Source organism: Vibrio marisflavi CECT 7928 (assembly GCF_921294215.1).
Classification (GTDB): domain Bacteria; phylum Pseudomonadota; class Gammaproteobacteria; order Enterobacterales; family Vibrionaceae; genus Vibrio; species Vibrio marisflavi.
Genome location: NZ_CAKLDM010000002.1, coordinates 768,204 through 792,087, shown reverse-complemented (window position 1 = coordinate 792,087; position 23,884 = coordinate 768,204). Strand labels below are relative to the sequence as shown.

Genomic DNA, 23,884 nt, shown 5'->3' with positions numbered 1-23,884 from the left:
GGATTAGTACAGCTTCTTCAAGCCTTCTTTTTCGGCGATTGCGTCCAGCACCTCTGGTGAAATATCTAGTTTTGCGTGCTTAATCATCGCTTCACCTATAGAGTCCAAATGAGAGCTATCTTGCCAAAAGTCTGGCTTCCATAATTTTGATCGCTGCATACATTTAGGACAATGTATAAATGCGCTTTCGATGTGAACAACGATAGCGAATTCCGGTACATGACCTCTGACTTCCATACTTTGAGTGACTTTCTTGTCTGTCACTATCCGGGCTTCACCACTAATTCTAAGTGTCTCAGCTTTGCCTGGAACGACAAACATTAGTCCGATCTTAGGGTTTTCTAGCAAGTTTTCAAAAGTGTCTGCACGTCGGTTACCTGGACGGTCGGGTATAGCAATATAGTTAGGGCTTAGGATTTTCACAAAACCTGCTGGATCACCTTTAGGTGACAACGACTGTCCTTGACTTCCAGAAGTTCCAATAACGACAAACGGAGAGAGTTGAATGAAAGACTCACATACTTCATCAAGCTGACTTAATACTTTGTTTTTAACCGCCGGTGCGACTTCACCTAGCTGCTGGCGAATCTGGTCGAAAGACTCCACAACACCTTCAAAATCAGAAAACTTATTCATAGTAATATTCCACATTCTGCCTCAATAAAAAGTTCTATAAAGAAAATATAAATTCGGGCAGTATTTAATTGGCAACGTATATATTTCAGCAATGAAAGGCTTTATATAACTATTGTGTGTGAGAATAGCCTAATTATCATAAGACCTTCAACAATAATTTATAAGACACCATTAAAGCCTATTGGGAATATTCAATTTTTAACTAATATAAGGCAAAGGATAGTGTTTTATAAGATTTCCTTAAGCAACTAAATAGTAAGGAAATTCCTAACCTATAATTTATATAGTCACCCACACCATAAAATAAACGTTATAAGTTAGAAAACTAAGCTTTAATCTATGAAAATTTATTAAAGAAACTACTGACTCTGGTCGTACATAGACTCCAAAGCGATGACACGACGCTGCTGGTTGGGGCTAAACATTTCATTTCTTAACCCTTTAATGGCTTGGATACGAGCTTCAAAATCAAGTGAGTTATCTTCTAATATTTTTTTCCGCTGACTCGAATAGTGATCGAAATTTTCTTGAAACTCAGCTCGTTTCAATTGAAGTGCCTCCAGTCTGTTCGCGGCTTCAGAACCTACTAGTTGCTGTTGTTGCAAATACCTATCTTGGCCTTCTAAAGCATTGCTCTCTTGCAATTGCCCTAACAAAGCCGCATTTTTATAACTCCTTTGCAAATCTTCAGGTAAACTGTCTACCTCCTGTTGCCACAAATTATTGTAGTCTTGCTCTCCTTGAGCCAGTTGTTGAAGCTCAAGTTGGCGCAAAGCGATATGTCTATATTGCGCTTCCTCAGAGAAAAGTACTTTCCTCTCCTCTAGTGTAAAAAATTGCTCCTGAAGGTCCAAAAGTTGACGGTCTAACTGCTTTAGAGAAGCTAAATCCAATTTTCGTAAGTTTTGAACATCGAGATTTTGTAAAGCCTCACGATACTTAATATAACGACTAAATAGCTCTAAGTTAGCTTCACGAGTACGATTCTGTTCTTGTGTAAACTGCTCAAAGTGTTTTTTAATATCAGGTAAATTTGCTTCCCCTAACCCAGATAAAAAATACTCAAATGTGTCTTTAGTTGAGCTTTCATCTACATTTGTATCCTGTTGAGAAGTCACTTTTATATTTACTTCGGGTGATTCAACATCAATAAAAATAAAGGCCGTAATAACAACGACTGTGACCATAACAAGAGATATTACGACCTTTTTCATATTTTAAAGTCCTTGTAGCTTCAATCTATTAGCGTGTTGGCGGTATAGTGTTTTAGGATCGGTTTCAAATAGATGCGTAATACCTAGCAACCCATTGATCTCGTCGAGATGATTCATTTTGTAGTCATCTCGAATCACTTTTCCTAAATGCGTACTGCAAGTACCAACTAACCCATCATTTGGTTCATCAAACGCTAAACCAAAGATAACTAACAGTGCATCTGATGGGTCCAAAGCATTTGTGAAGTTTCTATCCCCTGTCCATGAGTAATAGTAAACACCATTTGTCCCAACGTAATCACCCTCGCCACATTCAGAAACCGGCACGCCTTCTGGGTATTTTTGATTGAACTCAAGCGAACCTTGGGTAGTCAGTGAAGCAAGCGCTTCCAGTGGATCTTGCGGCAAATCTCCACCACCCGATAGTAGATTAATCATGGCGACAAAAGCCTCCGTAATTTTTACCGCCACACCTTCAGGTATAGAATCTTCAGGAATTGTGCCACGCAATATGTCTGCAACGCGTGACCCTTTGTTGACTCCACCAATACTGGTCACCGACGCTACCAACTCTGGCGCTACTGAAGCAACATAGCGAGCAGTTGGTCCACCATGACTATGGCCGATCAAATTCACTTTCTCAGCGCCTGTTATTGCGAGCACTTCTTGAACTTGCTGTAGAAGCTGTTCTCCTCTTATCTCTGTACTATTTGCTGCAGATATCTGCGCAACATAAACGGTAGCACCACTCTTAGTTAACGCTTGCGGTATCCCAAAAAAGTAGTCGACCCCTGCTAATGTATCGAACCCAAACAAACCATGAACAAGTACAATTGGGTATTTCGTTTCTGTGTATCCTGCTTCCTCTGCCTTTACTGGGCCAATAATTATTAGAAAACTAACTAATACGACTGATAATATAGACTTCACTCTTTAACTCCTTGTCAGACCTCCGATGAGTTAGAGATAATACATTGATGAAATAACTTTGTTTACAAAAGTCATAACATTGAGAACTATGTCTAGCTTTACGGTAATTAAGATGCAAAGTGAAAGAGGAATAAAGAATCAAAGAGGGATAGCTAGAAATCTTCTAGTACACGATTAAGCAGCTTAAAATCGAATCTTAGACATAAAAAAGGCCAGCAATATTGCTAGCCTCTTGATAGATAGTTACGTGAATTAACCGATATGAGTTAAACCATTCATATACTTCTGTAGTGCTGCTGGAATAGCAACACGACCATCAGCTTCTTGGTTGTTCTCGAGAATCGCAACCATTGTACGACCCACAGCCAATCCAGAGCCATTTAGTGTGTGCAGAAGCTCAGGTTTTTTCTCACCTTTACGACGGAAACGCGCTTGCATACGACGAGCTTGGAAATCACCTGTGTTAGAGCAAGACGAAATCTCACGATACGTTTCTTGAGCTGGAACCCATACTTCAAGATCGTAAGTTTTGCGAGCCCCAAAGCCCATATCGCCAGTACATAGAATTACTTTTCGGTAAGGCAGCTCAAGCAGCTGAAGTACTTTTTCAGCGTGGCTTGTGATTTCTTCTAGCGCTGCATCGGACTCTTCTGGTTTAGTGATTTGTACAAGCTCAACTTTGTCGAACTGGTGCATACGAATAAGACCACGAGTATCACGACCATAAGAGCCTGCTTCAGAGCGGAAACATGGTGTGTGTGCCGTCATCTTGATTGGAAGATCTGCTTCATCAACGATAGTATCACGAACCATGTTAGTCAGAGGCACTTCAGAAGTAGGGATCAACGAGAAGCGACGCGGCTCTTCGTCATTTACTTTTTCTGTTAGTGGTTCAGTATGGAACAAGTCTTCACCAAATTTTGGCAACTGTCCTGTACCAAGCAGACTTTCTTCGTTCACCAAGTAAGGCACATACATTTCTGTATAGCCGTGCTGATCGGTGTGTAGATCTAACATGAACTGTGCAATCGCACGGTGAAGGCGAGCAAATTGACCTTTCATCACAATAAAGCGTGCGCCAGTCAATTTGGTTGCGCTAGCAAAATCAAGCCCACCAGACAGCTCGCCAAGATCAACGTGATCTTTTACTTCAAAAGAATACGTTTTTGGCTCGCCCCAACGTGAAATTTCGACATTTTCTGACTCATCTTTACCAGAAGGAGCTGCTTCATCAGGCAAGTTAGGTACCGTAAGAGTAATCGCTTCAACTTTACCCTGAATTTCAGCAAGTAGCGCTTTTTTCGCGTCTAGATCGCTTCCAAGGCTACCAATTTGCTTCTTGATTTCTTCAGCGCCTTCTTTATCACCAGCCGCCATTTTTTGACCGATTTGCTTAGAGATGGAGTTACGCGAGGATTGTAAATTTTCAACTTCTACTTGAATCGACTTGCGTTGCTCTTCAAGTTGACGAATAGTCTCTACGTCTAAGGTATACCCACGACGCGCTAATTTTGCAGCTGTTTCTTCCAGCTCAGTGCGAAGTAATTTAGAATCCAGCATTTGTAATCCTATGCTTTAAGTTGCGATAAAACGCATAAAATCGTTATGCGTTATTGAAGATATAAAGGTCAGAAACCTTATCCGGTAAGATAACTAAAAGCAGCTATTTTTCATAGCGCTTTTGTGGGCTTTTTGCGTCTAAATTAGCCAAATAATCTAACTTCTCACCGATTTTTGTTTCCAAGCCTCGATTTGTGGGGAAATAGTAGCGTTTTTGATCCATTTCTGGGGGAAGATATTTCTCTCCTGCAGCATAAGCTCCAGGTTCATCATGAGCGTAGCGATATTCTTCGCCATACCCTAAATCTTTCATAAGAGATGTAGGGGCATTTCTTAAGTGATGAGGCACTTCGTATTCTGGTAGGTTGTTCGCATCACTAAGAGCTTGCTTCCAAGCGGTATAGACAGCATTACTTTTGGGTGCACAAGCAAGATACACTATCGCTTGAGCGATAGCTCTTTCACCTTCAGCTGGGCCAACTCGAGTAAAACAGTCCCACGCTGCGAGGGCGACTTGCATGGCTCTAGGGTCTGCATTGCCGATATCTTCAGAAGCAATAGCAAGCAGTCTTCTTGCAATATACAACGGATCACAACCGGCGCTGATCATTCTAGCTGCCCAATACAACGCACCATCGGGATTCGAACCTCGAATTGATTTGTGAACAGCAGAAATTAGGTCGTACCAAATATCACCCTTATTGTCGAAACGAGAGACTTTTTCACCAGCAACTTCGGCTAAAAGCGCCAAGGTAAGATGCTTTTTACCAGCCTTCCCCTCTTCAGCCATATCAAACAACAGCTCTAGATAGTTTAACGACATGCGGGCATCGCCATTGACTAACTCAGAAAGCCGCTCCAGCACGCCTTCATCAATATCTGCTTCGATATCGCCTAAGCCACGTTCTTTGTCTGTAATCGCTTGCGTAACAGCCAGCAGAATATCTTGGTTTGACAGTGAGGTGAGTTTATAAACTCTTGCTCGTGATAACAGAGCGTTGTTGAGCTCGAAAGAAGGGTTTTCTGTGGTAGCGCCAATAAAAGTAACAGTGCCATCTTCGATGTGTGGTAAGAAAGCATCTTGTTGAGATTTATTGAATCGATGCACCTCGTCTACAAACAAAATCGTCCGTTTACCGACAGATTTATTCTCTCGCGCTTTATCTATCGCGAGACGTATATCTTTAACACCAGAGGTAACTGCAGAAACTCGCTCAACTTCAGCGTTTGCATAGTTCGCGATCACTTCTGCTAGTGTTGTTTTGCCCGTTCCTGGTGGTCCCCACAGAACCATAGAATGCAGCTGACCAGATTCCACAGCCCGGCGCAATGGCTTACCCGGAGCTAAGATATGCTGCTGTCCAATATATTGCTCGACAGTTACCGGTCTCATGCGAGCGGCCAGCGGGCGAAAATCTTCCCCGCTGGCAAAGTCCAAGTCGTAGTTACTCAAACTTAGTTCCTTTGATCATCAACTTGTACGTCTTTTGGCACGGTAAAGTTAAATTGACCAACGCTAGGTGTTTTCAGCTTCACATTCTCAAAGGCGAATAAGCTTTGCTGCCCATCCTGTTGGCGAACATTAAAATCTTTGACTATACCTTTCCCTGTAATATCAATTTGATAAACCCCTTGGGTCGAGTCCTTATCGGTTGATGTCAGTGTAAACAAGTTGCCATCTTGCGTGACTTTATAATGATCCCAATCACTTGGCTGGTTTCGTGTCAGCAGTATAAAAGGTGTTTGAGCTGTCGCTTTCTGCTGGTTGTAGATCGTCACTTGTTGAAGAGAAGGTGTGTAGTACCATAAAGCCTTCCCATTCGATACTAATAGGTTCTCTTCTGGAGATGTTGTCGCCCAACGAAACATATTCGGCCTTGCAATTTCTACTGTCCCTTTGCCTTGCATAAGAACTTCACCATCGGGACTAATGACCTTTTGTGTAAAATCAGCCGTGAAGCCCTTATTCATAGCTAGACGAGTATTCAATACATCTTTTGGTGAGGCAAACACTGAAAAGCTGAAAAACAGAAACAGCAAACCGTACATTTTTTTCATTCATTGAGCTCCAAATTCATCACTAAAACAACGACTATTTCAAAATCCATTTCCTTTCTTAGTAGGAATGAAAATAACGAAAATAGTTCGAATTATTTACCACAACACTGTTTAAATTTCTCTCCGCTTCCACAAACACAAACATCGTTGCGACCGACGTCTTTGTATGGGTTAACTTGTTGGCTTTTGTTTCCTGTCATCAGCTCATCAGCAGCCATCGCTACTTCGCTGATCATCACGTCCAATTGAGGTAACAGATCTTTTAGTTCAGGTGGCGCTTCATAACCTACTTGCTTCATCTGCTCACGAGTTTTCTCTTCATCTAGAGCTAACATAAACGTCGTAAGAAGCGCTTGCATCATGCGCAATGCACCATCGTTGATTTGCTCTTGTTGCCATTGCTGCTCTATCAACGGCCATAAAGTCATGAAGCCTTCAGCAAACTGAGACAATTGTTCAGGCTGGCTCTTTACATCAATAATATCAGCAACTTGATAACTGTTAGATTGTAGCTGAACGTATTGCTTATTAATCTGGCCGACGACTTCATCTTTGATAGTTACAGATGCTTCGTTTCCAAAAAGGCTCGCCAACCAACTTTCTGGGGCTAAGGGTTTTGTAGCAAAATTGGATGCTAGTACCAATCCTTCAATAAAAAACTCGGATTGAGAAATATTACTCTCTTTTAATTCTATTACTTGATACGTCATTATGATCTTCATTTTTAGGATAGAGTCGCGGGCATTATACCCACAAACATCTCGATGATGCGCGTTTATAGCAGAAATAGTTTCGACTCTTCATTGCCAATAGAATCGCTCATTCAATTACTCAATGATTCGTGACATTTCCTATTGCTACCACTACAATCTGCCTCTTCACAATTTCTCAGTGTCATAGTTAAGTAAGGCAAACATAAAATGCGTGTAGTTTTAGGCCCTATGGAAGGCGTATTAGATCACCTAATGCGTGAGATCCTAACGGATATAAATGACTATGATCTATGTGTCACTGAGTTTGTTCGAGTTGTCGATCAGCTTCTACCTGAACATGTCTTTTATCGCCTTTGTCCTGAACTTAAACAAGGTTCCCAAACAAAAAGCGGCACTCCAGTACACATTCAGCTACTAGGCCAGGATCCTAAATGGATGGCTGAAAACGCAGTAAGAGCTGAAAGTCTCGGAGCAAAAGGGGTCGATATAAATTTTGGCTGTCCTGCAAAGCTTGTAAATAAAAGTAAAGGTGGCGCCGCCCTACTGCAACATCCTGAGGTCATCTATCAGGTTGTGAAAGCCTGCCGAGAAGCCGTAACAGACACAGTACCTGTCACCGCCAAAATTCGCCTTGGCTGGGAAAACCCCGAAGATTGCTACGAAATTGCAGACGCTATTCAACAAGCTGGCGCGAACGGATTAACTGTCCACGCTCGCACTAAAACCGATGGGTACAAAGCAAGTGAAATTAAGTGGCCATATATCGATAAAATACGACAGCGTATTTCCATCCCGCTAACTGCAAACGGGGAGATCTGGTCACATGCAGATGGACAAGCATGTATTGAAACGACTGGAATCGACTCACTTATGGTTTGCCGCGGCGCATTCAACGTGCCAAATTTAGGCAATGTGGTTAAGTATAACCAGCCTGTAATGCCATGGAATGATGTAGTTGACCTTCTGCTCCTTTATTCTCAATACGAAATGAAGGGAGACAAAGGGTTGTACTATCCAAATCGCGTGAAGCAATGGTTTTCATATTTACGCCAAGAATACTCTGAAGCCGCAAACTTATTTAGAGAGATCCGAACCTACAATAAGGCAGCGCCAATTGTCGAACATATCCAGCGCTACAAAGATTCGATGTTACAACCGACAACATAGACGAATTTAAAACAGACTCTACTAAAAAGGCCCTTCAACCGAAGGGACTTTGCTACCAAACGTTCACAATCAAAACACAGTTTGCCCTGCCAAGTATTCTCTACCTACTAGTTTAGAAGCAAGCTATCATCAGCCAGTTCTTCACCTCGCACTTTTGAGAACATTTCAAGTAGATCAGGAACCTGCATATTTTCTCTTTGCTCCCCGGCGACATCCAACACAATTTCACCTTGGTGCAACATAATAGTTCGGTTACCACACGCTAACGCATCTTTCATCGAGTGAGTAACCATAAGCACCGTTAGGTTAAACTCCTGCACTATGGTTTTGGTAAGATTGATAATAAATGCAGCCATTCTTGGATCCAATGCTGCTGTATGCTCATCTAATAGTAGTAACTTACTTTCGGATAGTGTAGCCATTACTAAGCTAACGGCTTGGCGCTGACCACCAGACAGTAGGCCAATGCTATCTCCTAGCCTATCTTCAAGGCCAAGTCCTAGTATACTAATACGCTCTTTAAACAGCTTGCGACGCTTAGAAGAAAGGGCTAGCCCCCAGCTTCGGCGTTTTCCACGCATATACGCCAGCGCCATGTTCTCTTCAATGGTCAAGTCACCACATGTACCCGCCAACGGGTCTTGAAACACCCTTGCGCACTGTTTGGCTCTCTGAGCAACATTTTGTCTCGTTACGTCTGTCTCATCGATGATAACTCGTCCACCCGCCATAGGTGTTTCACCAGTGACAGCACCCAATAATGTAGACTTACCCGCCCCATTTGAACCAATTACCGTTAGAAATTGATGCTCAGGGACATCCAGTGAGACACCTTTCAGCGCTTTGTTTTCCAAGATAGTACCTGCATTAAAAGTCACTTGGATATCTTGTAAGCGAATCATGATACGTCTCCTGATTTGGTTGGCTTGGTTTGGGTCGCCGGCACATTCGCCGACGCATTAAACTTTTTTACTCGCAGTTTTCCTTTTATTCTCGGTGCAATAAGCGCGATAGCGACGAGTACAGCAGTTACGAGATTCAGATCGGACGCCTGCAAACCAAACATTCCTGTGCTCAAAGCAAACGCAACCGCTAGTCGATACAACACAGAGCCAATAATCACAGCGCAAACTGCAACCCATATCTTGCGACCAGGAATAATAGTTTGCCCAAGGATCACCGCAGCCAGCCCCACAACAATAGTACCAACGCCAGAAGTAACGTCAGCGAAGCTATTGGTTTGAGCAAACAATGCTCCGGAAAAACCAACGAAACCGTTTGATAGAGCCAAGCCAAAGTAAGTATAAAAACCAGTACTCGCGCCTTGCGCTGAAACCATTCGGGCGTTGACCCCAGTTGCGCGTAGCCCTAAGCCAAAATCACTATTCAGCAGGCGAATGACAAACACAGCTGAAATCAATACAAGGATACCAACCACTATTGGACGAATATAAGTTGGATCTCCGAGTGACTCGAAAGGTGTCAGTATGGTCGACTCTCCAAGTAACGCCATATTGGGGCGTCCCATGATTCGAATATTGATCGAGAAAGCTGCAATCATGGTTAATATAGAAGCCAGCAAGTGGAGTATGCCGCACCTGATTGCTAAAAATGCCGTTATCCACCCAGTAGCTGCGCCAGCGACTATCGCCATTAAGGTCGCGACCCAAGGATTAATTCCAGCGACAATAGCTGTGGCGGCAACAGCTGCCCCCATAGGAAAACTGCCGTCAACAGTCAAATCTGGAAAATCTAGTACGCGAAAAGTGAGATACACCCCCAACGCAACTAAACCATAGATTAGCCCTATTTCAATCGCTCCAAAAAAAGCAAATGCAGACATAAACACTCCTATCTTACTTATTTGGTATTGGCTCGATGATTCAAATGAATCATCGAGCCATAGCGATCATTGAACTGAAGTTGCACGATCGAGTACTGACTTTGGAATGGTAATACCTAATTTTTTGGCTGCAGTTTCGTTGACTGCAAGATCAGAGCCTTTTGCTACTTTCACCGAAAGATCACCTGGATTCTGTCCGTTAAGAATATCAGCTACATATTGAGCAGTTTGCTGACCAACTTGGTAGTAATCGAAGCCTAAGCTAGCGATAGCGCCGCTTTTCACGTAAGAAGTCGCGCCACCAAATACCGGTGTTTTTGCTTGATTAGCTGCGACAATCATACCTTCAATAGCACTGGCTACAGTATTGTCTGTCGGCGCGTAAATGATGTCGGACTTAGCTGCGATTGCTTGCGTTGCTGATTGAACATCTGCACTTTTTAGCGCTGTAGCTTCTACAACTTGTAAGCCTTGCTCTTTTGCTGATTTCTTCAATAGTTCGACTAAAGTAACGGCATTGGCCTCACCTGGGTTGTATACGACACCAATAGTTTTCATCTTAGGCAATATCTCTTTCATCAGTTCTACATGTTGATTGACTGGAGACAGATCGGATAAGCCTGTGACATTTTTACCGGGATGCTGCAGCTGTGAGAGCAGTTTCGCGCCTACCGGATCAGTAACCGCTGTAAAAACGATTGGGATAGATTTAGTCGCAGCGACTAATGCTTGTGCAGACGGTGTCGCAATACCAACTAATACATCTGGCCTTTCTCCAACAAACTGGCGTGCAATTTGAACAGCTATAGCAGGGTTACCTTGTGCCGTTTTATATTCAAACTTTAAGTTGTCACCTTCGATATAGCCCTTCTCTTTTAGGCCATCAAGTAGACCTTGACGAGCAGCGTCTAATGCTGGGTGCTCAACAATTTGTGACACCGCTACTGTGACGGTTTTTGCTGCAATGGTTGTGGAAGTGATTAACATTGAACCTGCGAGTGCCGCAGCCGCGATGATTCTACCTGCTTTCATTCTAACTCCTTGATACAAGCAATTTCTGATGGTCTACGTTTTTACATGCCTAGAAAAACACCATTAATAGCAATTAATTGACAGTTTTGAAAGATTTCATTCACAATTTAAAAACAAAAGGAGACTCAAGTATCATGAGATAGCTTTGCAGAAAGAAATGAGAATTAGACTGTTAGACTGGCTTGAATCAGTATATTTCTTGGGGAAACACTTCTATCACAAAAAGTTGAGACATTGACTTTGTAGCCCTTCTCTTTTAGAAATAGCGACTTGTCATAGATCAGCCACATTTCTAGTGGGCGCTTAAATAGGTCTTGAATCAAGCTCAGCTTTTCCATTTTTTCAAAACGCTTTTTTCCAATCTCATTAAATTGCTCGAAGTCTTTCGAAGGTAAATAAAGTTGCTTTTGATCTGCCGCCCATTGACAGAACCACTCAAACCCATTGGAAAGTAGCGACTTTTTAATACTAGGGATAGGTATGTAGGTATCGTTTTCAGCGCTACTACGTAGCATAGAGTCTAGGCCCAAACGATAGGTCATTTCTTGTTCTCTGTGACGTTGCACTCTAGCGCCTCCTGTCACAAGCTCTTGCAAAGGAATACGCAGCTCATCCTTTGTGAGGCATAACTTAGACTTCATACCACTTTTTGAAAGTGGCTCATACATTGGCGCTTTGACAAGGTGGTAACAACAAGGGGCTACCGACATAGCAGGTAAATGCTTGCCTGATCCAATCTGCAACAACCTAACATGTAAATCGCCACAGGCGTGTAAGGCAACTGCATGTTGATTTTTGTTGAACACATCAGCCACTTCATCAGCAAAAGCATCACCTTGAACGAAGTGCATTGGCAAGCCCAGTTTATCTGCTTCAACTTGGCCAGATTTACATAAGCACGTCTGATACTCTAAGCTTGTTACTTTCCTTTCTGAGCTATAAGCCAATATACGGCCTAAGTACCCTTTCCCTGAGCACCATTCTAACCACTCTTCAGACATAGACTGATTCAGTACGGATTGGCTCATAGAGAGTATTTGATCTAGCTTTCTTCCGGGAATGCCGCTATCAAATCCTTTAGGAAGAGCAATATCAGCTTCTTCTGATTCAGGTATCTCAATAAGCTTTTGAATTTTTTGAAGCTCTGGTAAGAACAAGGTCACTTCGTCGGCAAGGTGCTTGTTGTCTTGCCTCAATTCATTGACTTCTTGCAAGCTTAGATTACATAACCAAGACTGAAGGCTAGGATTGGCGCTATGCCATGAAGGTACGGTGTCTAAAGAGGACTCATAAAATGGGGAATAGCGCCAATATTGTTGATTGGCTATCAATATTGAATCTAATTGCTCAAATTTGTTTTTCATTTTACACCCCTAAAACACAAGCTGATTTTAGGGGCAATTAATACAAGAAGAAAGCGTTAACGTACTGGGAGCTCAATATCTTTAAACATTTCCTCTATTTCGATATTGGATTTGAGTGAAATGGCTTGTTCTACAACAGGGCGAGTCAAATGAGGGGCGAATCTTTCCATAAAGTCATACATGTACGAGCGTAGGAAAATGCCTCGTCGGAAGCCAATACTTGTCGTACTCGGGCCGAATATATGACTGGCATCGATAGCAACCAAGTCAGAATCTAGTTTTTCATCGAAAGCCATCCTCGCGATAACGCCTACACCAATTCCCATACGGACATAAGTCTTGATCACATCTGCATCTGTAGCCGTGAATATTACTCTTGGCGTCAAGCCTTCTCGACTAAATGCCGTATCTAGCTCAGAGCGTCCTGTAAAACCAAAAACGTAGGTAACAAGAGGGTATGCTGCGAGGTCTTGAATAGTCACCTGAGCTTTTTTTGCTAATGCGTGATCTCTAGGAACAACAATAGATCGATTCCAATGATAACAAGGTAACATGATGGCATCTTGATATAGGTGTAAGGCTTCGGTGGCAATAGCGAAGTTAGCTGTACCTTTTGCAATAGCCTCAGACATCTGGCTTGGTGTTCCTTGATGCATGTGTAGAGACACTTTTGGATATCGAGCAGTGAAGCCCTTAATTACATCAGGTAATGCGTAGCGTGCTTGAGTATGAGTCGTTGAAATATTGAGTGTTCCCATTTCTGGGTGAGTGTACTCTCCTGCGACCGCTTTAATACTTTCAACTCTAGAAAGGATTTCTTGGGATATACGTATAATTTCTTCACCAGCATGTGTAACTTGAGTCAAATGCTTGCCGCTACGCTCAAAAACTTGAATGCCGAGCTCATCTTCAAGCAATCTAACTTGCTTACTTATTCCGGGTTGTGAAGTATACAAACTCTCTGCTGTGGCGGATACGTTCAGATTATGATTAACGACCTCAACAATATATTTGAGTTGCTGTAATTTCATTAATGACCTCGTTATCCATATTCATGCTCAAGAAAATCGAGCATTTGGGTCTAATATCAATACATTAATATACAGTTCAAGTGCTAATGTGCAGATAAAGAGACGTTGATAGTTTATAATTATTAGTTATAACGTCTAATATGCAAAATTGATAGTGAAATTCTAGTTCGGCGTCAACATCGTAGAGCTTTTACGTATTGAGTAAACATTTTTAGCATTAATCCGCCGATAATGTTGCCCAATTTGCAATTTTTCATTAATAATCAATGTGCGAACGTAGTTAAATTATTTAGTTTTTTTGGATACCGCGCTAGGGGGCTTCCTAGCCATAGAAGAGTAAGTTACGGATATATGAACATTGGGTTAATCATCGCTTTAGTTGCTGTCTTATTAGTGCTTGTACTTGGTTACAACATCATGCTGCAGTACCGATTAAAAATTGAAACTGCTAAGCGACAAGAAGTGTCCAAATACGTTGCAATCATCGACGCCACGGAAGAGCTTATAGGTAACGCTCACCACCTCCCCTACAGTAAAGAGCTACTAGTTTGCCTCAACAACCGTATTCTCGACTGCTTGGAGAATATGGCTGAGCTTGACCCTAAAAACAAACAGTGGCCACAACGAATAGTGAATATGAAGCAGCAAATCAGCCAGCTTGAAGAAAACGGCGCTGGGGAAACGACTCCATTTAAAGTACCGCAAAGCGACAAACAAGCCATCACGATGTTGAAGCTGGTAAAACGTCTCCGCGATACGATTAGAAGCGAGCACAATAAAGGCCGCTTCGATACGCAGTCATTTGTAACGGAAAATGCTCGCTTAGAAACTATGCAGATACGTATCAACATCGAAAACGTAGTTAAAAGAGCAAACGAAGCGATTGGCCGAGGTCAACCTGGTACAGCAATACAGCTACTCCGCAAAGGAATAGACGCGTTAGCCTCACGCAATGATAATTACTCGAACCAAATCCGAGAAAAGCTTCAAACTATGTTTAACGAGCTAGAAGAAACGCGCCTAGAAAAAAGTGCTGAAGAGCTACAACAAATCGAAGAGAAGGAGCGCGAAGACGATATGGACGCACTCTTTGGCGAAAAGAAAAAATGGTAATATAATCCTTGCCAAGATTTTTGCTAAGGCCGCAATATGCGGCCTTTCTTTTTAAGAAGCGCCATGATTGAAAGCTACCTAGACTTACTTGAACCCATCAACCAGTTTTTGCACTGCCCAACCCCCGAAGATTGGGTGACAGAAGCGAAGAAGCCTGAAAACCTAAAAGTCCTACTTCTCGACCACCTGCATTGTGAGTTAAAGGCAGGGCAATCTGCTATGTTCCTCATTAGAAAATACGCAGTTGATAAGGACAGTGCACAGAATCTACTTGAATGGTTCAAGCCTTATGAAGATTTCGCATATCGTCGAATTGGCACAATTGAGTCACTCAAAGATAAAAGCCAAATCTCTAAGTCTATTATCGCGAAAACTGCAACTCACTATGGCCAAGATCTCGTTGATAAAATGGTTAGACTTATCAAAGAGGAATTGCATCACTTTTATCAAGTGTTAGAAATCATGCAACAAAAAGGTATCGCTTACGAACCGATCACAGCAAGTCGCTACGCAAAAGGTTTGATGAGCAAGATGGCGACTCATGAGCCACAAACGCTGATAGACAAGTTGATCATTGGTGCCTATATAGAAGCTCGATCATGTGAAAGGTTTGCTAAACTAGCCCCTCATCTTGAAGGCGATATAGCTAAATTTTATGTTTCGTTGCTACGTTCCGAAGCTAGGCACTATCAAGACTACTTGTCTTTAGCCACAGAAATTGCAGGCAAAGATATTTCCGATAGAATCAATTATTTCGGTGAAGCAGAAGCCGCTTTAATTGCTTCAGAAGATTCGGACTTTAAATTCCATAGCGGGTCACCTGTGTAACCTTACGATAAGACGACGGTAAAAAAGCACCAAAAATGGTGCTTTTTTATTACAAAGTGCTGCCTCGTCCTGAGATTCATTGACTCTTTTAGATTGGAGCCAGCTCTTTATTGATGGACTCAAGCACTGATTGTGGCTCAGCAGCCTGTGTAATAGGTCTACCAATCACTAAGTAGTCGGAGCCAGCTTGAATCGCATCGGTTGGCGTCATAATACGTTTTTGATCGCCAGCTGCAGATCCAACAGGTCGGATTCCTGGTGTAATAAGCTTGAAATCAGCGCCCAAAGCTTGTTTTAAAGTGGTGGCTTCTTGAGCAGAGCATACAACACCATCTAAGCCTGAGTTTTTAGTAAGCGTCGCAAGGTTAATAACTTGCTCTTGCGGATTGGTTTTAATGCCAATTCCAGCTAAATCAGATTGCTCCATGCTAGTCAGTACTGTGACACCAATAAGTAGCGGACGGGAAGCACCATAAGGCTCTAGTATTTCACGTGATGCTGCCATCATTCTCTCACCACCGCTTGCATGAACGTTTACCATCCACACCCCTAGCTCAGCAGCTGCTCTTACAGCCTTGGAACAAGTATTTGGAATATCATGGAATTTGAGGTCTAGAAATACGGAAAAACCTCGTTTGTGTAGCTCACGGACGAAATCTGGACCAAATAGCGTAAACATTTCTTTGCCAACTTTAAGACGGCACGAATTTGGGTCAACTTTATCTACGAATGACAGCGCACTTTCAACGTTGTCATAATCTAGCGCCACTATCACCTTTTGGTCGATCATCTCATCTCCTAACATCTTTTAGATAAAAAAATACAGCAATAACGTTTGCTGTATTTAAGCGATACCGATTTTATTACTTTTTGAAAAGCCTGTACATCACTCTCCATCCAAACCACGGATTGGTTTTATGGTGCCCCAACCTTTACAAGATGGGCAATGCCAATACAAAGAGTGCGTTGAGAAGCCACATTGTCTACATCGATAGTGAGGTTTCGATTTTAACTGCTCCCCGACTAGTTTCTGTAGAGTAGTTAAACTTTCCTTTGCTCGCCCCTCTTCCGCTTCCGCCAAGTGATAGTCAATTAAACGATAAAAGCCTTTCATTGTAGGGTTCTTGAGTAGCTGTCTAGTCAATACTTCCTGAGCAGAGTCCATACCATCATGCTGGGCAACAAGGTGAGCTAACATCAATTCAGCAGATACACCAGCCTTCTTGTTGATACACTTTTTGAGAAACTGGACTAAATTTTCTTCTTGAGACAGATGGTAATAACAGTCCGCTAACGTCGGCAGGACTTCACCGATGAAGTCGATATCTTGGTCAAGGACACGCTCCATATACTTGATAGTTTGCTTGTAGTTTTCAAACTCTAGGTATAACTTGCCCAATTCAATACTTGCTCTGACGCACATCGGATCTTCTGCAAGGGCACGCTTGTAACACTGAATTGCTTTGTTGCTCTCACCATCGGCTTGCTCTTGAGCTGCAACTTCACACCATAAGTGTGAAATCGTACCTTTCATTCGCTTACGTCCTAAACGAACCAACATAGAAGAGTAGTGAATCGCTTTATGCCACTCTCTCGTTTGCTGATAAATGGAAACCAATTGCTGCAGCGCCGCATCTTTGTGGTCTGGCTCATCGACCAACTGCTCAAATATTTTTTCGGCTCTGTCTAGAAAGCCCGAAACCATATAATCACGCGCAAGCTGCTGCAAAGCGATATTTTTCTGATCGATTGTCAGGCCAGAGCGCGATATTAAGTTCTGGTGAATACGAATTGCTCTATCAACTTCACCTCTAGAACGGAATAAGTTCCCAAGAGCTAGATGGGTATCTATTGTCTCATCATCAACTTGGAGGAGTTCGATAAAGTGATCGACCGCCTTATCCGATTGGTCAGACAGTAACAGGTTAAGCCCCGTAACATATTGACGAGATATTTGGTTGGAATGTTTCTGCTTGTCCTGCTGAGCACTGCGATTACCCATGTACCAGCCATAGGCAGCAGCAATCGGCAATAACAAGAAGAGGATCTCTAGCATTAAACAGAAGCCTTAGTTTCTACGTTTTTCTCTTTAGATTGACTTTGACTAGCTACGCTCGCATTCAATTTCTTCAGCTGTCTATTTAGCTTGCGAACTCGTAACTGTGATTTTAGATGAAGGCTTCCAAAAATGAGTAATGACACAAGAAAGCCGATTGCAAACACAATTCCTAACAGAGCTGATAAGTGAAATTCACCTTGCGCTATCAAGTAATTGAAAGTCACTACAGATTGATTCTGGGCACCTAGCGCTAACGCGATCAAAAACAGCGCTACGACGATAATAATCTTTATAATTCTCATGAAATATCCATCACCTTAACAGATTTAAGCCGCTATGATTATGCAGCAAAAATGGCATACAAACCATGTTTATATATCCAATTCCCCTTTGGAATCAGAATTCCTATGGGCAACGAAAGTTATGGTGACAAAAAAGCGGCATACTTCACGCATGCCGCCTCTTTAAGCGTATTGGTAAATTAGCTGTCTACGTTTACTCGCTCACGTAACTCTTTACCTGGCTTAAAATGAGGTACGTACTTTCCGTCTAACTCCACTTTATCACCAGTTTTTGGGTTGCGGCCAACTCTAGGCTCGCGATAGTGGAGCGAGAAGCTACCAAAGCCACGAATTTCTATTCGATCGCCGCCCTCTAAAGTTGTCGCCATATGCTCAAGAATATTCTTTACCGCATCTTCGATTTCTTTTGCTGACAAGTGTGTTTGCTCGGTGCAGAGTCTTTCAATTAATTCAGACTTAGTCATAGTTTCCCTCATTACTTTCTATATCAAAGAAGGCACAATCAAAAAAAAAGGAGCCTTTCGGCTCCTCTTTTAGCGATAATGATTATTCGCCTTTAGCAGCCTTAAATGCATCAGCCATAGCGTTACCGAACCCGCCTTCGTCAGACTTGTTCAGAGAAGCCATTGCTTCTTGCTCTTCAGCTTCATCTTTAGCTTTGATAGATAGGTTGATTACGCGGTTCTTACGGTCAACACCAGTAAATTTCGCTTCAACGCTATCGCCAACACTTAAGATTAGAGACGCATCTTCAACACGGTCACGAGATACTTCAGAAGCACGGATGTAACCTTCAACGCCGTCTACAAGTTCAATTGTAGCACCTTTAGCGTCAACTGCAGTAACAGTACCGTTAACTAGAGCACCTTTTTTGTTTTCAGATACATAAGCGTTAAATGGATCGCTTTCCATTTGCTTAACGCCAAGAGAAATACGCTCACGCTCTGCATCAACTGCAAGTACAACTGCAGAGATTTCGTCGCCTTTCTTGTACTCACGTACAGCTTCTTCTCCAGGAACGTTCCAAGAGATGTCAGAAAGGTGAACTAGACCATCGATGCCGCCTTCAAGACCGATAAAGATACCGAAGTCAGTGATAGACTTGATCTTACCAGTAACTTTGTCGCCTTTAGCTTGCGCTTCAGCGAATGACTGCCATGGGTTAGCTTTACACTGTTTCAGACCTAGAGAGATACGACGACGCTCTTCGTCGATTTCAAGAACCATAACCTCAACTTCGTCGCCAACATTAACAACTTTAGATGGGTGGATGTTCTTGTTAGTCCAATCCATTTCAGAAACGTGTACTAGACCTTCAACGCCTTCTTCGATTTCAACGAAGCAACCGTAGTCAGTTAGGTTAGTAACGCGACCAGATAGCTTGTGACCTTCTGGGTAACGCTTAGCGATTGCTACCCATGGATCTTCGCCTAGTTGCTTAAGACCTAGAGAAACACGAGTACGCTCACGATCGAACTTAAGTACTTTAACTAGAATTTCGTCGCCAACGTTAACGATTTCAGATGGGTGCTTAACACGTTTCCAAGCCATATCAGTGATATGTAGAAGACCGTCAACACCACCAAGATCAACGAATGCACCGTAGTCAGTAAGGTTCTTAACGATACCTTTAACTTCAGAACCTTCTTGAAGAGTTTCAAGTAGTTCATCACGCTCTACGCTGTTCTCAGATTCGATAACTGCACGACGAGAAACAACAACGTTGTTGCGCTTCTGGTCTAGTTTGATTACTTTGAACTCTAACTCTTTGTTTTCTAGGTGAGCAGTGTCACGGATAGGACGTACGTCTACAAGAGAGCCAGGAAGGAAAGCACGGATGCCGTTTAGTTCAACAGTGAAGCCACCTTTAACTTTACCATTGATGATACCAACAACAGTTTCTGCTTCTTCGTAAGCTTTCTCAAGAACGATCCAAGCTTCGTGGCGCTTAGCTTTCTCACGAGAAAGTTGAGTTTCACCGAAACCATCTTCTACAGCGTCTAGAGCAACATCTACTTCAGCACCTACTTCAACTTCAAGTTCGCCAGAAGCGTTCTTGAATTGTTCAGCTGGGATAGCAGACTCTGACTTAAGACCAGCGTCAACAAGAACGAAACCGTTCTCGATAGCTACTACAGTACCTTTAACGATGCTGCCTTGTTGGAATTCAGTTTCGTTTAAAAACTCTTCAAAGAGTTGAGCAAAAGATTCAGTCATTTAATTAATCTTCAATAAATTAAACAGCCATGGGTATCCTACCGCATGGGGTTATTAACTTCGCTAGTCATCATCCTTGCGACCAACGTTCTAACCTGAATGAGTAAGTTACTCACTCAGCTTTGATTCGATATATTGTAGTGCTTTTTCTACCACTTCGTCGATACTCATCGACGTTGAGTCGAGCACTAAAGCATCCTCAGCTGGTCGCAATGGAGCGACAGGACGATTGCGATCTTTATCGTCACGTTGCTGGATTTCGCTTAAAAGGTCGTCAAATCTAACATTTAAGCCCTTTTCGTGCAACTGATTATAGCGCCTTCTCGCCCTTTCTTCTGCACTTGCATCAAGAAATATCTTTACTGGAGCTTGAGGAAAGACAACTGTCCCCATATCACGCCCATCAGCAACCAATCCGGTGCCTTTTGCAAAGGCACGCTGACGTCGCAATAATGCCTCTCGAACCCTTGGCAAAGCAGCTACCGTTGACGCAGCCATACCGGTTTCTTCTTTTCTCAGTTCTCCGGACACATCCTCACCTTCAAGAATGACTTTTACAAGTTCGCCTTCAGCGACAAACTGCACATCTAAATGTGTGGCAAGCGGAACCAAAGCATCTTCGGATTCTAACTCTACCCCGTGATGAATCGCTGCCAATGCCAATACACGATAAATGGCACCAGAATCCAACAGCTCGAAGCCTAGCTTCTCAGCTAAAGCCATACACAATGTACCTTTACCCGCACCACTTGGGCCGTCAACGGTCACAATTGCTGTCTCAGAAGACGCTGTTTCAGAAAACATAGATAACTCCACAAAAGTTAGGCCTAGATTGAACAGCAACTAGGCCGATGCTGGCGGAATTATAGAGGTATTCATTATCGAGGGCTAGTGAAGAGTATAAAGTTGGCGCAAAGAAGTAGCGATTCTTTATCTTTCAAACCCATAAATCACGTTACAGTAAAATTCGATCTTTGTTTTTTCTGATGATGGAATTGCCAATTCCTTTTACTTTTGTCAACTCTTCTATCGACTGAAATTCACCAAATTCTGACCTGTATTCTACTATAGCTTGCGCTTTCTTAAGCCCTACACCAAGTAAAAGAGCTGCCAGTTCATCCGCTTCAGCGCTGTTAATGTTTACGGTAATCTCTATACCTTCATAGTGACTGGCAGGTTCATTGGCAAAGCTTTGAATAGGCAAGCTAATCAATAAGACAACAGATAGGAAGATTGATTTGTAGATGCTCATAACGTGTTTCCTCTTATATTTGCTAAGAAAAAACAGAATAAAAGCCAACGAGTAAAAGTAATTGAAACGCTCTTAAAAAAGGAACGGACTGTCTTCACAGTCCGTTCATTAGTACTTATCAGTTACATTAATTTGTCTACTGCGTCGTATCGTTACTCAAGTAGTACTCGATATCAGTATGTTTACGCAAGATACCTAACACACCCGACATGTCTTGCTGAGCATCAATTTGAGCTAGCTGAGAGGCAATCTGCTTGTTGTATTGCGGGTTAACATTCTGCTCGACTTTATCCAACTCGACAACAACGATATTACCAGTCATATCTTTACTCTGACCGTACACTGGTTTGTCTTTCGCTGGCTTAGCCATTGTAAATACAACTTCTGCTAATGGTGAACGACGAGTAATATCTTCTTGCTTACCGAAAGACAGATCGTTTTCCTTGAGAAGCTTGTTTTCACCTTTATCTAGGCCTTGAACAATCTTGTTTGCAAGGTCCATAGCATTTTGCTCACCTTTATCGATAGATAGCTGCTTAACCACTTCTGCGCGTACTTCCTTAAGAGGCTTAAGAGCTTTATCACGAGAGCTCTCGACACGAACAACTACAACATCTTCTGGGCCTATTTCAATGGTTTTAGAGTTCATACCATCTTCTTTTACTTCAGGGTCCATCAATGCTTGGAATACTGCGTTAGATTGTAGGCGTTTTGGCGCTGATTCTTGCGTAATATAGCCCGTTGTGTGGATTGGCTGAGAAATAGCTTTCGCAGCATCATCCAATGAGTCTGGAGACTCGTACGCTACTTTTTCTAATGTACTTTGCAGTTTGTAGAATTCATCCGCTGCTTTTTGGTCTTTCAACTCACTCTTGATTTGAGCTGCAACCTCTTTGAACGGTTTAGTTTGCGCCTTTTTAATGCCATCAAGTTTGATGATGTGGTAACCAAAAGATGTTTTCACTACACCTGACAAGTCACCCACTTTCTTAAGAGAAAATGCTGCTTTCTCAAAGGCAGGAGCCATGACACCTTTCTCAATCCAACCCAGTTCGCCGCCTTTTTTCGCGCTGCCTGGGTCTTGAGATTTTTCTTCAGCAAGTTTGGCAAAGCTTGCACCAGACTTCAGCTGCTTAAGAATATTCTCAGCTTCAGATTTGTTATCTTTAATAAGAATATGGCTTATCTCGATTTGTGGCTGAGTTGAGTACTTGTCTAAATGCTCTTGATAATATTGTTTTGCTTCAGCATCAGAGATCTTGATTTTACCTTTTAGCTCATTCGCAGACAGCTCAACATAGGCAACTTTAACTTGAGCTGGTCTAGTGTAGCTGGCTGGATGTTCTTTGTAGTAAGTCTCTATTTCTTGGTCATTTAGCTTAACTTTTTTCGCAAACTCTTGCGGAGACAAAGTAATCGTTCTGATCGTACGTGTTTCACTGATCAGTTTGTTTTGAGCTTCTACTTCACCTTTCAAGCTAAAGCTACTTCCTTCGATAGCAGATAGCAGTTGATTGCGGAGTAGGTCTTTACGCAAATATTCAGCGAATGAATCTGGCGTATAACCTGCACGAGAGAGTAGCATCTGGTAAGTTTGTTGATCGAACTTACCATCTTTTTGAAACTCTGGAAGAGTTAGTATCATTTGACGAATTTGGTTGTCACTAACTCGAAGTCCAAGTGAATGTGCATATTGCTCTAAAAGCACATTGTTAACCATTCTATCTAACACAGATTTTCTGAATGATTTAACATAGTTGGGATCAGCAAGAAGGTTATTAAAATACTCTCCTAACTGAGATTGCATTCTATTACGTTCATTTTGATAGGCTTGTTCAAAAGCTTGTCGACTTATTTTCGTACTTCCTACTTTCGCGGCAGCATCGTTACTACCACGTACTAAATAGCTGCCAATGCCAGCAAAAACGAAAGATAAAATGATCAGGCCAAGTATTACTTTTATCGCGAGGCTACTCGCGCCCGCGCGTAATCGATCCATCATAGTATAACTGCTCTCCAGATACGGAAGTTCAAAAAAATAATATGCGCGATGATACCAGAAAAAGAAATGCGCATCAGTATGATGCGCATAAAATAAAAAGGTTCTATTCCAGTCTACAAAAAGTAGACATTTATTTGTAGTAACTAGTTACAAGCATCCTTCAGAGCTTTACCAGCTTTAAATGCAGGTACTTTCGCTTCTGCGATTTGAATCTCTTCACCTGTCTTAGGGTTGCGGCCAGTTCGCGCTGCTCTAGTGCGAACACTGAACGTACCAAAACCAACAAGCGCTACTTGATCGCCCGATTGTAAAGTATCACCCACTGCTTCAATAAATGCATCCAACACGCGTCCTGCCGATGCTTTAGAAATATCTGCACTGCCTGCAATTTTTTCGACTAGTTGAGTTTTATTCACTGTGATTCTCCTTTGCGCTACCCATTATAGTTTTTAAAAGTAGCTATTCGTTCCATATGCGTATCCAACGTGAACACAGCTTAGAGCTGCCAAGGCTTCAAGCCACGTCGGTAACGTTAGCTCTCTGCAAATAGACTGACAAGCATT

Annotated in this window: 24 protein-coding genes; 3 read left to right on the top strand and 21 right to left on the bottom strand. The window is 42.4% G+C overall.

Annotation, left to right across the window (positions count from 1 at the left end):
• Positions 1 to 3: 3 nt before the first annotated feature.
• The 7 genes from L7A31_RS10380 to L7A31_RS10350 all read right to left on the bottom strand — a co-directional run bounded on the left by L7A31_RS10380 (position 4) and on the right by L7A31_RS10350 (position 7,108).
• Positions 4 to 636 carry an MSMEG_1061 family FMN-dependent PPOX-type flavoprotein gene (locus L7A31_RS10380; RefSeq protein WP_237361443.1) on the bottom strand — a complete coding sequence of 211 codons (633 nt, stop codon included), beginning with the start codon at positions 634 to 636 and terminating at the stop codon, positions 4 to 6.
• A 359-nt stretch (positions 637 to 995) separates the two neighbouring features.
• A complete protein-coding gene (locus L7A31_RS10375; protein ID WP_237361442.1) occupies positions 996 to 1,850 on the bottom strand; it encodes a lipase secretion chaperone in 855 nt (284 codons plus the stop codon).
• Between the two features lie 3 nt (positions 1,851 to 1,853).
• Positions 1,854 to 2,780 carry an esterase/lipase family protein gene (locus L7A31_RS10370; protein WP_435532887.1) on the bottom strand — a complete coding sequence of 309 codons (927 nt, stop codon included), beginning with the start codon at positions 2,778 to 2,780 and terminating at the stop codon, positions 1,854 to 1,856.
• Between the two features lie 252 nt (positions 2,781 to 3,032).
• Positions 3,033 to 4,340 (bottom strand): serine--tRNA ligase, encoded by a 1,308-nt coding sequence (gene serS / locus L7A31_RS10365; protein ID WP_237361441.1) that lies wholly within the window; start codon positions 4,338 to 4,340, stop codon positions 3,033 to 3,035.
• Between the two features lie 103 nt (positions 4,341 to 4,443).
• Positions 4,444 to 5,793 carry a replication-associated recombination protein A gene (locus L7A31_RS10360; RefSeq protein WP_237361440.1) on the bottom strand — a complete coding sequence of 450 codons (1,350 nt, stop codon included), beginning with the start codon at positions 5,791 to 5,793 and terminating at the stop codon, positions 4,444 to 4,446.
• A 2-nt stretch (positions 5,794 to 5,795) separates the two neighbouring features.
• Entirely contained in the window at positions 5,796 to 6,398 is a 603-nt protein-coding gene (gene lolA / locus L7A31_RS10355) for an outer membrane lipoprotein periplasmic chaperone LolA (RefSeq protein ID WP_237361439.1), read from the bottom strand.
• 92 nt (positions 6,399 to 6,490) lie between these two features.
• On the bottom strand, positions 6,491 to 7,108 hold the full coding sequence (locus L7A31_RS10350) for a YecA family protein (RefSeq protein ID WP_237361438.1): 618 nt from the start codon (positions 7,106 to 7,108) through the stop codon (positions 6,491 to 6,493).
• A 210-nt stretch (positions 7,109 to 7,318) separates the two neighbouring features.
• Between L7A31_RS10350 and dusC the strand changes: the two genes are divergently transcribed.
• Positions 7,319 to 8,278 (top strand): tRNA dihydrouridine(16) synthase DusC, encoded by a 960-nt coding sequence (gene dusC / locus L7A31_RS10345; protein ID WP_237361437.1) that lies wholly within the window; start codon positions 7,319 to 7,321, stop codon positions 8,276 to 8,278.
• Positions 8,279 to 8,385: 107 nt separating this feature from the next.
• Here the strand turns inward: dusC and L7A31_RS10340 are convergent, their stop codons facing one another.
• The 5 genes from L7A31_RS10340 to cysB all read right to left on the bottom strand — a co-directional run bounded on the left by L7A31_RS10340 (position 8,386) and on the right by cysB (position 13,548).
• Entirely contained in the window at positions 8,386 to 9,180 is a 795-nt protein-coding gene (locus tag L7A31_RS10340) for an ABC transporter ATP-binding protein (protein WP_237361436.1), read from the bottom strand.
• Entirely contained in the window at positions 9,177 to 10,121 is a 945-nt protein-coding gene (locus L7A31_RS10335) for an ABC transporter permease (protein ID WP_237361435.1), read from the bottom strand. Before L7A31_RS10335 ends, L7A31_RS10340 begins: the two co-directional genes overlap by 4 nt.
• Positions 10,122 to 10,187: 66 nt before the next feature.
• Positions 10,188 to 11,153, bottom strand: coding sequence for an ABC transporter substrate-binding protein (locus L7A31_RS10330; RefSeq protein ID WP_237361434.1), 966 nt, complete (start codon positions 11,151 to 11,153; stop codon positions 10,188 to 10,190).
• Positions 11,154 to 11,317: 164 nt separating this feature from the next.
• A complete protein-coding gene (locus L7A31_RS10325; protein WP_237361433.1) occupies positions 11,318 to 12,517 on the bottom strand; it encodes a methyltransferase in 1,200 nt (399 codons plus the stop codon).
• A gap of 56 nt (positions 12,518 to 12,573) precedes the next feature.
• On the bottom strand, positions 12,574 to 13,548 hold the full coding sequence (gene cysB, locus L7A31_RS10320; protein ID WP_237361432.1) for an HTH-type transcriptional regulator CysB: 975 nt from the start codon (positions 13,546 to 13,548) through the stop codon (positions 12,574 to 12,576).
• 351 nt (positions 13,549 to 13,899) lie between these two features.
• Between cysB and L7A31_RS10315 the strand changes: the two genes are divergently transcribed.
• Both L7A31_RS10315 and miaE read left to right on the top strand, forming a co-directional pair.
• Positions 13,900 to 14,661, top strand: a complete 762-nt coding sequence (locus L7A31_RS10315; protein WP_237361431.1) for a DNA repair protein — start codon at positions 13,900 to 13,902, stop codon at positions 14,659 to 14,661.
• 63 nt (positions 14,662 to 14,724) lie between these two features.
• Positions 14,725 to 15,489, top strand: coding sequence for a tRNA isopentenyl-2-thiomethyl-A-37 hydroxylase MiaE (gene miaE / locus L7A31_RS10310; RefSeq protein WP_237361430.1), 765 nt, complete (start codon positions 14,725 to 14,727; stop codon positions 15,487 to 15,489).
• A gap of 88 nt (positions 15,490 to 15,577) precedes the next feature.
• Here the strand turns inward: miaE and pyrF are convergent, their stop codons facing one another.
• The 9 genes from pyrF to L7A31_RS10265 form a co-directional block, all read right to left on the bottom strand.
• Positions 15,578 to 16,279 (bottom strand): orotidine-5'-phosphate decarboxylase, encoded by a 702-nt coding sequence (gene pyrF, locus L7A31_RS10305; protein ID WP_237361429.1) that lies wholly within the window; start codon positions 16,277 to 16,279, stop codon positions 15,578 to 15,580.
• Positions 16,280 to 16,375: 96 nt separating this feature from the next.
• The gene (lapB, locus tag L7A31_RS10300; RefSeq protein ID WP_237361428.1) at positions 16,376 to 17,545 is read right to left on the bottom strand and encodes a lipopolysaccharide assembly protein LapB; all 1,170 of its coding nucleotides are present in this window, start codon (positions 17,543 to 17,545) and stop codon (positions 16,376 to 16,378) included.
• On the bottom strand, positions 17,545 to 17,850 hold the full coding sequence (locus tag L7A31_RS10295; RefSeq protein ID WP_237361427.1) for a LapA family protein: 306 nt from the start codon (positions 17,848 to 17,850) through the stop codon (positions 17,545 to 17,547). The genes lapB and L7A31_RS10295 overlap by 1 nt, the downstream gene beginning before the upstream one ends.
• Before the next feature lie 179 nt (positions 17,851 to 18,029).
• Positions 18,030 to 18,314, bottom strand: coding sequence for an integration host factor subunit beta (gene ihfB / locus L7A31_RS10290; RefSeq protein WP_237361426.1), 285 nt, complete (start codon positions 18,312 to 18,314; stop codon positions 18,030 to 18,032).
• 82 nt (positions 18,315 to 18,396) lie between these two features.
• Positions 18,397 to 20,067, bottom strand: a complete 1,671-nt coding sequence (gene rpsA / locus L7A31_RS10285; RefSeq protein WP_237361425.1) for a 30S ribosomal protein S1 — start codon at positions 20,065 to 20,067, stop codon at positions 18,397 to 18,399.
• A gap of 108 nt (positions 20,068 to 20,175) precedes the next feature.
• The gene (gene cmk / locus L7A31_RS10280; protein ID WP_237361424.1) at positions 20,176 to 20,871 is read right to left on the bottom strand and encodes a (d)CMP kinase; all 696 of its coding nucleotides are present in this window, start codon (positions 20,869 to 20,871) and stop codon (positions 20,176 to 20,178) included.
• Between the two features lie 151 nt (positions 20,872 to 21,022).
• A complete protein-coding gene (locus tag L7A31_RS10275) occupies positions 21,023 to 21,319 on the bottom strand; it encodes a helix-hairpin-helix domain-containing protein (protein WP_237361423.1) in 297 nt (98 codons plus the stop codon).
• A 136-nt stretch (positions 21,320 to 21,455) separates the two neighbouring features.
• Positions 21,456 to 23,321 carry a peptidylprolyl isomerase gene (ppiD, locus tag L7A31_RS10270; RefSeq protein ID WP_237361422.1) on the bottom strand — a complete coding sequence of 622 codons (1,866 nt, stop codon included), beginning with the start codon at positions 23,319 to 23,321 and terminating at the stop codon, positions 21,456 to 21,458.
• Between the two features lie 143 nt (positions 23,322 to 23,464).
• The gene (locus tag L7A31_RS10265; protein WP_237361421.1) at positions 23,465 to 23,737 is read right to left on the bottom strand and encodes an HU family DNA-binding protein; all 273 of its coding nucleotides are present in this window, start codon (positions 23,735 to 23,737) and stop codon (positions 23,465 to 23,467) included.
• Positions 23,738 to 23,884: the final 147 nt, after the last annotated feature.

Bases quoted from the DNA above. Each gene is read 5' to 3' on its own strand.
- L7A31_RS10335 (WP_237361435.1), bottom strand. From the start codon at position 10,121: ATGTCTGCATTTGCTTTTTTTGGAGCGATTGAAATAGGGCTAATCTAT.
- lolA (WP_237361439.1), bottom strand. From the start codon at position 6,398: ATGAAAAAAATGTACGGTTTGCTGTTTCTGTTTTTCAGCTTTTCAGTG.
- cysB (WP_237361432.1), bottom strand. From the start codon at position 13,548: ATGAAATTACAGCAACTCAAATATATTGTTGAGGTCGTTAATCATAAT.
- L7A31_RS10375 (WP_237361442.1), bottom strand. From the start codon at position 1,850: ATGAAAAAGGTCGTAATATCTCTTGTTATGGTCACAGTCGTTGTTATT.
- ppiD (WP_237361422.1), bottom strand. From the start codon at position 23,321: ATGATGGATCGATTACGCGCGGGCGCGAGTAGCCTCGCGATAAAAGTA.
- lapB (WP_237361428.1), bottom strand. From the start codon at position 17,545: ATGCTAGAGATCCTCTTCTTGTTATTGCCGATTGCTGCTGCCTATGGC.
- L7A31_RS10295 (WP_237361427.1), bottom strand. From the start codon at position 17,850: ATGAGAATTATAAAGATTATTATCGTCGTAGCGCTGTTTTTGATCGCG.
- pyrF (WP_237361429.1), bottom strand. From the start codon at position 16,279: ATGATCGACCAAAAGGTGATAGTGGCGCTAGATTATGACAACGTTGAA.
- L7A31_RS10330 (WP_237361434.1), bottom strand. From the start codon at position 11,153: ATGAAAGCAGGTAGAATCATCGCGGCTGCGGCACTCGCAGGTTCAATG.
- L7A31_RS10315 (WP_237361431.1), top strand. From the start codon at position 13,900: ATGAACATTGGGTTAATCATCGCTTTAGTTGCTGTCTTATTAGTGCTT.
- rpsA (WP_237361425.1), bottom strand. From the start codon at position 20,067: ATGACTGAATCTTTTGCTCAACTCTTTGAAGAGTTTTTAAACGAAACT.
- ihfB (WP_237361426.1), bottom strand. From the start codon at position 18,314: ATGACTAAGTCTGAATTAATTGAAAGACTCTGCACCGAGCAAACACAC.
- L7A31_RS10350 (WP_237361438.1), bottom strand. From the start codon at position 7,108: ATGACGTATCAAGTAATAGAATTAAAAGAGAGTAATATTTCTCAATCC.
- dusC (WP_237361437.1), top strand. From the start codon at position 7,319: ATGCGTGTAGTTTTAGGCCCTATGGAAGGCGTATTAGATCACCTAATG.
- L7A31_RS10275 (WP_237361423.1), bottom strand. From the start codon at position 21,319: ATGAGCATCTACAAATCAATCTTCCTATCTGTTGTCTTATTGATTAGC.
- cmk (WP_237361424.1), bottom strand. From the start codon at position 20,871: ATGTTTTCTGAAACAGCGTCTTCTGAGACAGCAATTGTGACCGTTGAC.
- L7A31_RS10340 (WP_237361436.1), bottom strand. From the start codon at position 9,180: ATGATTCGCTTACAAGATATCCAAGTGACTTTTAATGCAGGTACTATC.
- L7A31_RS10325 (WP_237361433.1), bottom strand. From the start codon at position 12,517: ATGAAAAACAAATTTGAGCAATTAGATTCAATATTGATAGCCAATCAA.
- L7A31_RS10380 (WP_237361443.1), bottom strand. From the start codon at position 636: ATGAATAAGTTTTCTGATTTTGAAGGTGTTGTGGAGTCTTTCGACCAG.
- miaE (WP_237361430.1), top strand. From the start codon at position 14,725: ATGATTGAAAGCTACCTAGACTTACTTGAACCCATCAACCAGTTTTTG.
- serS (WP_237361441.1), bottom strand. From the start codon at position 4,340: ATGCTGGATTCTAAATTACTTCGCACTGAGCTGGAAGAAACAGCTGCA.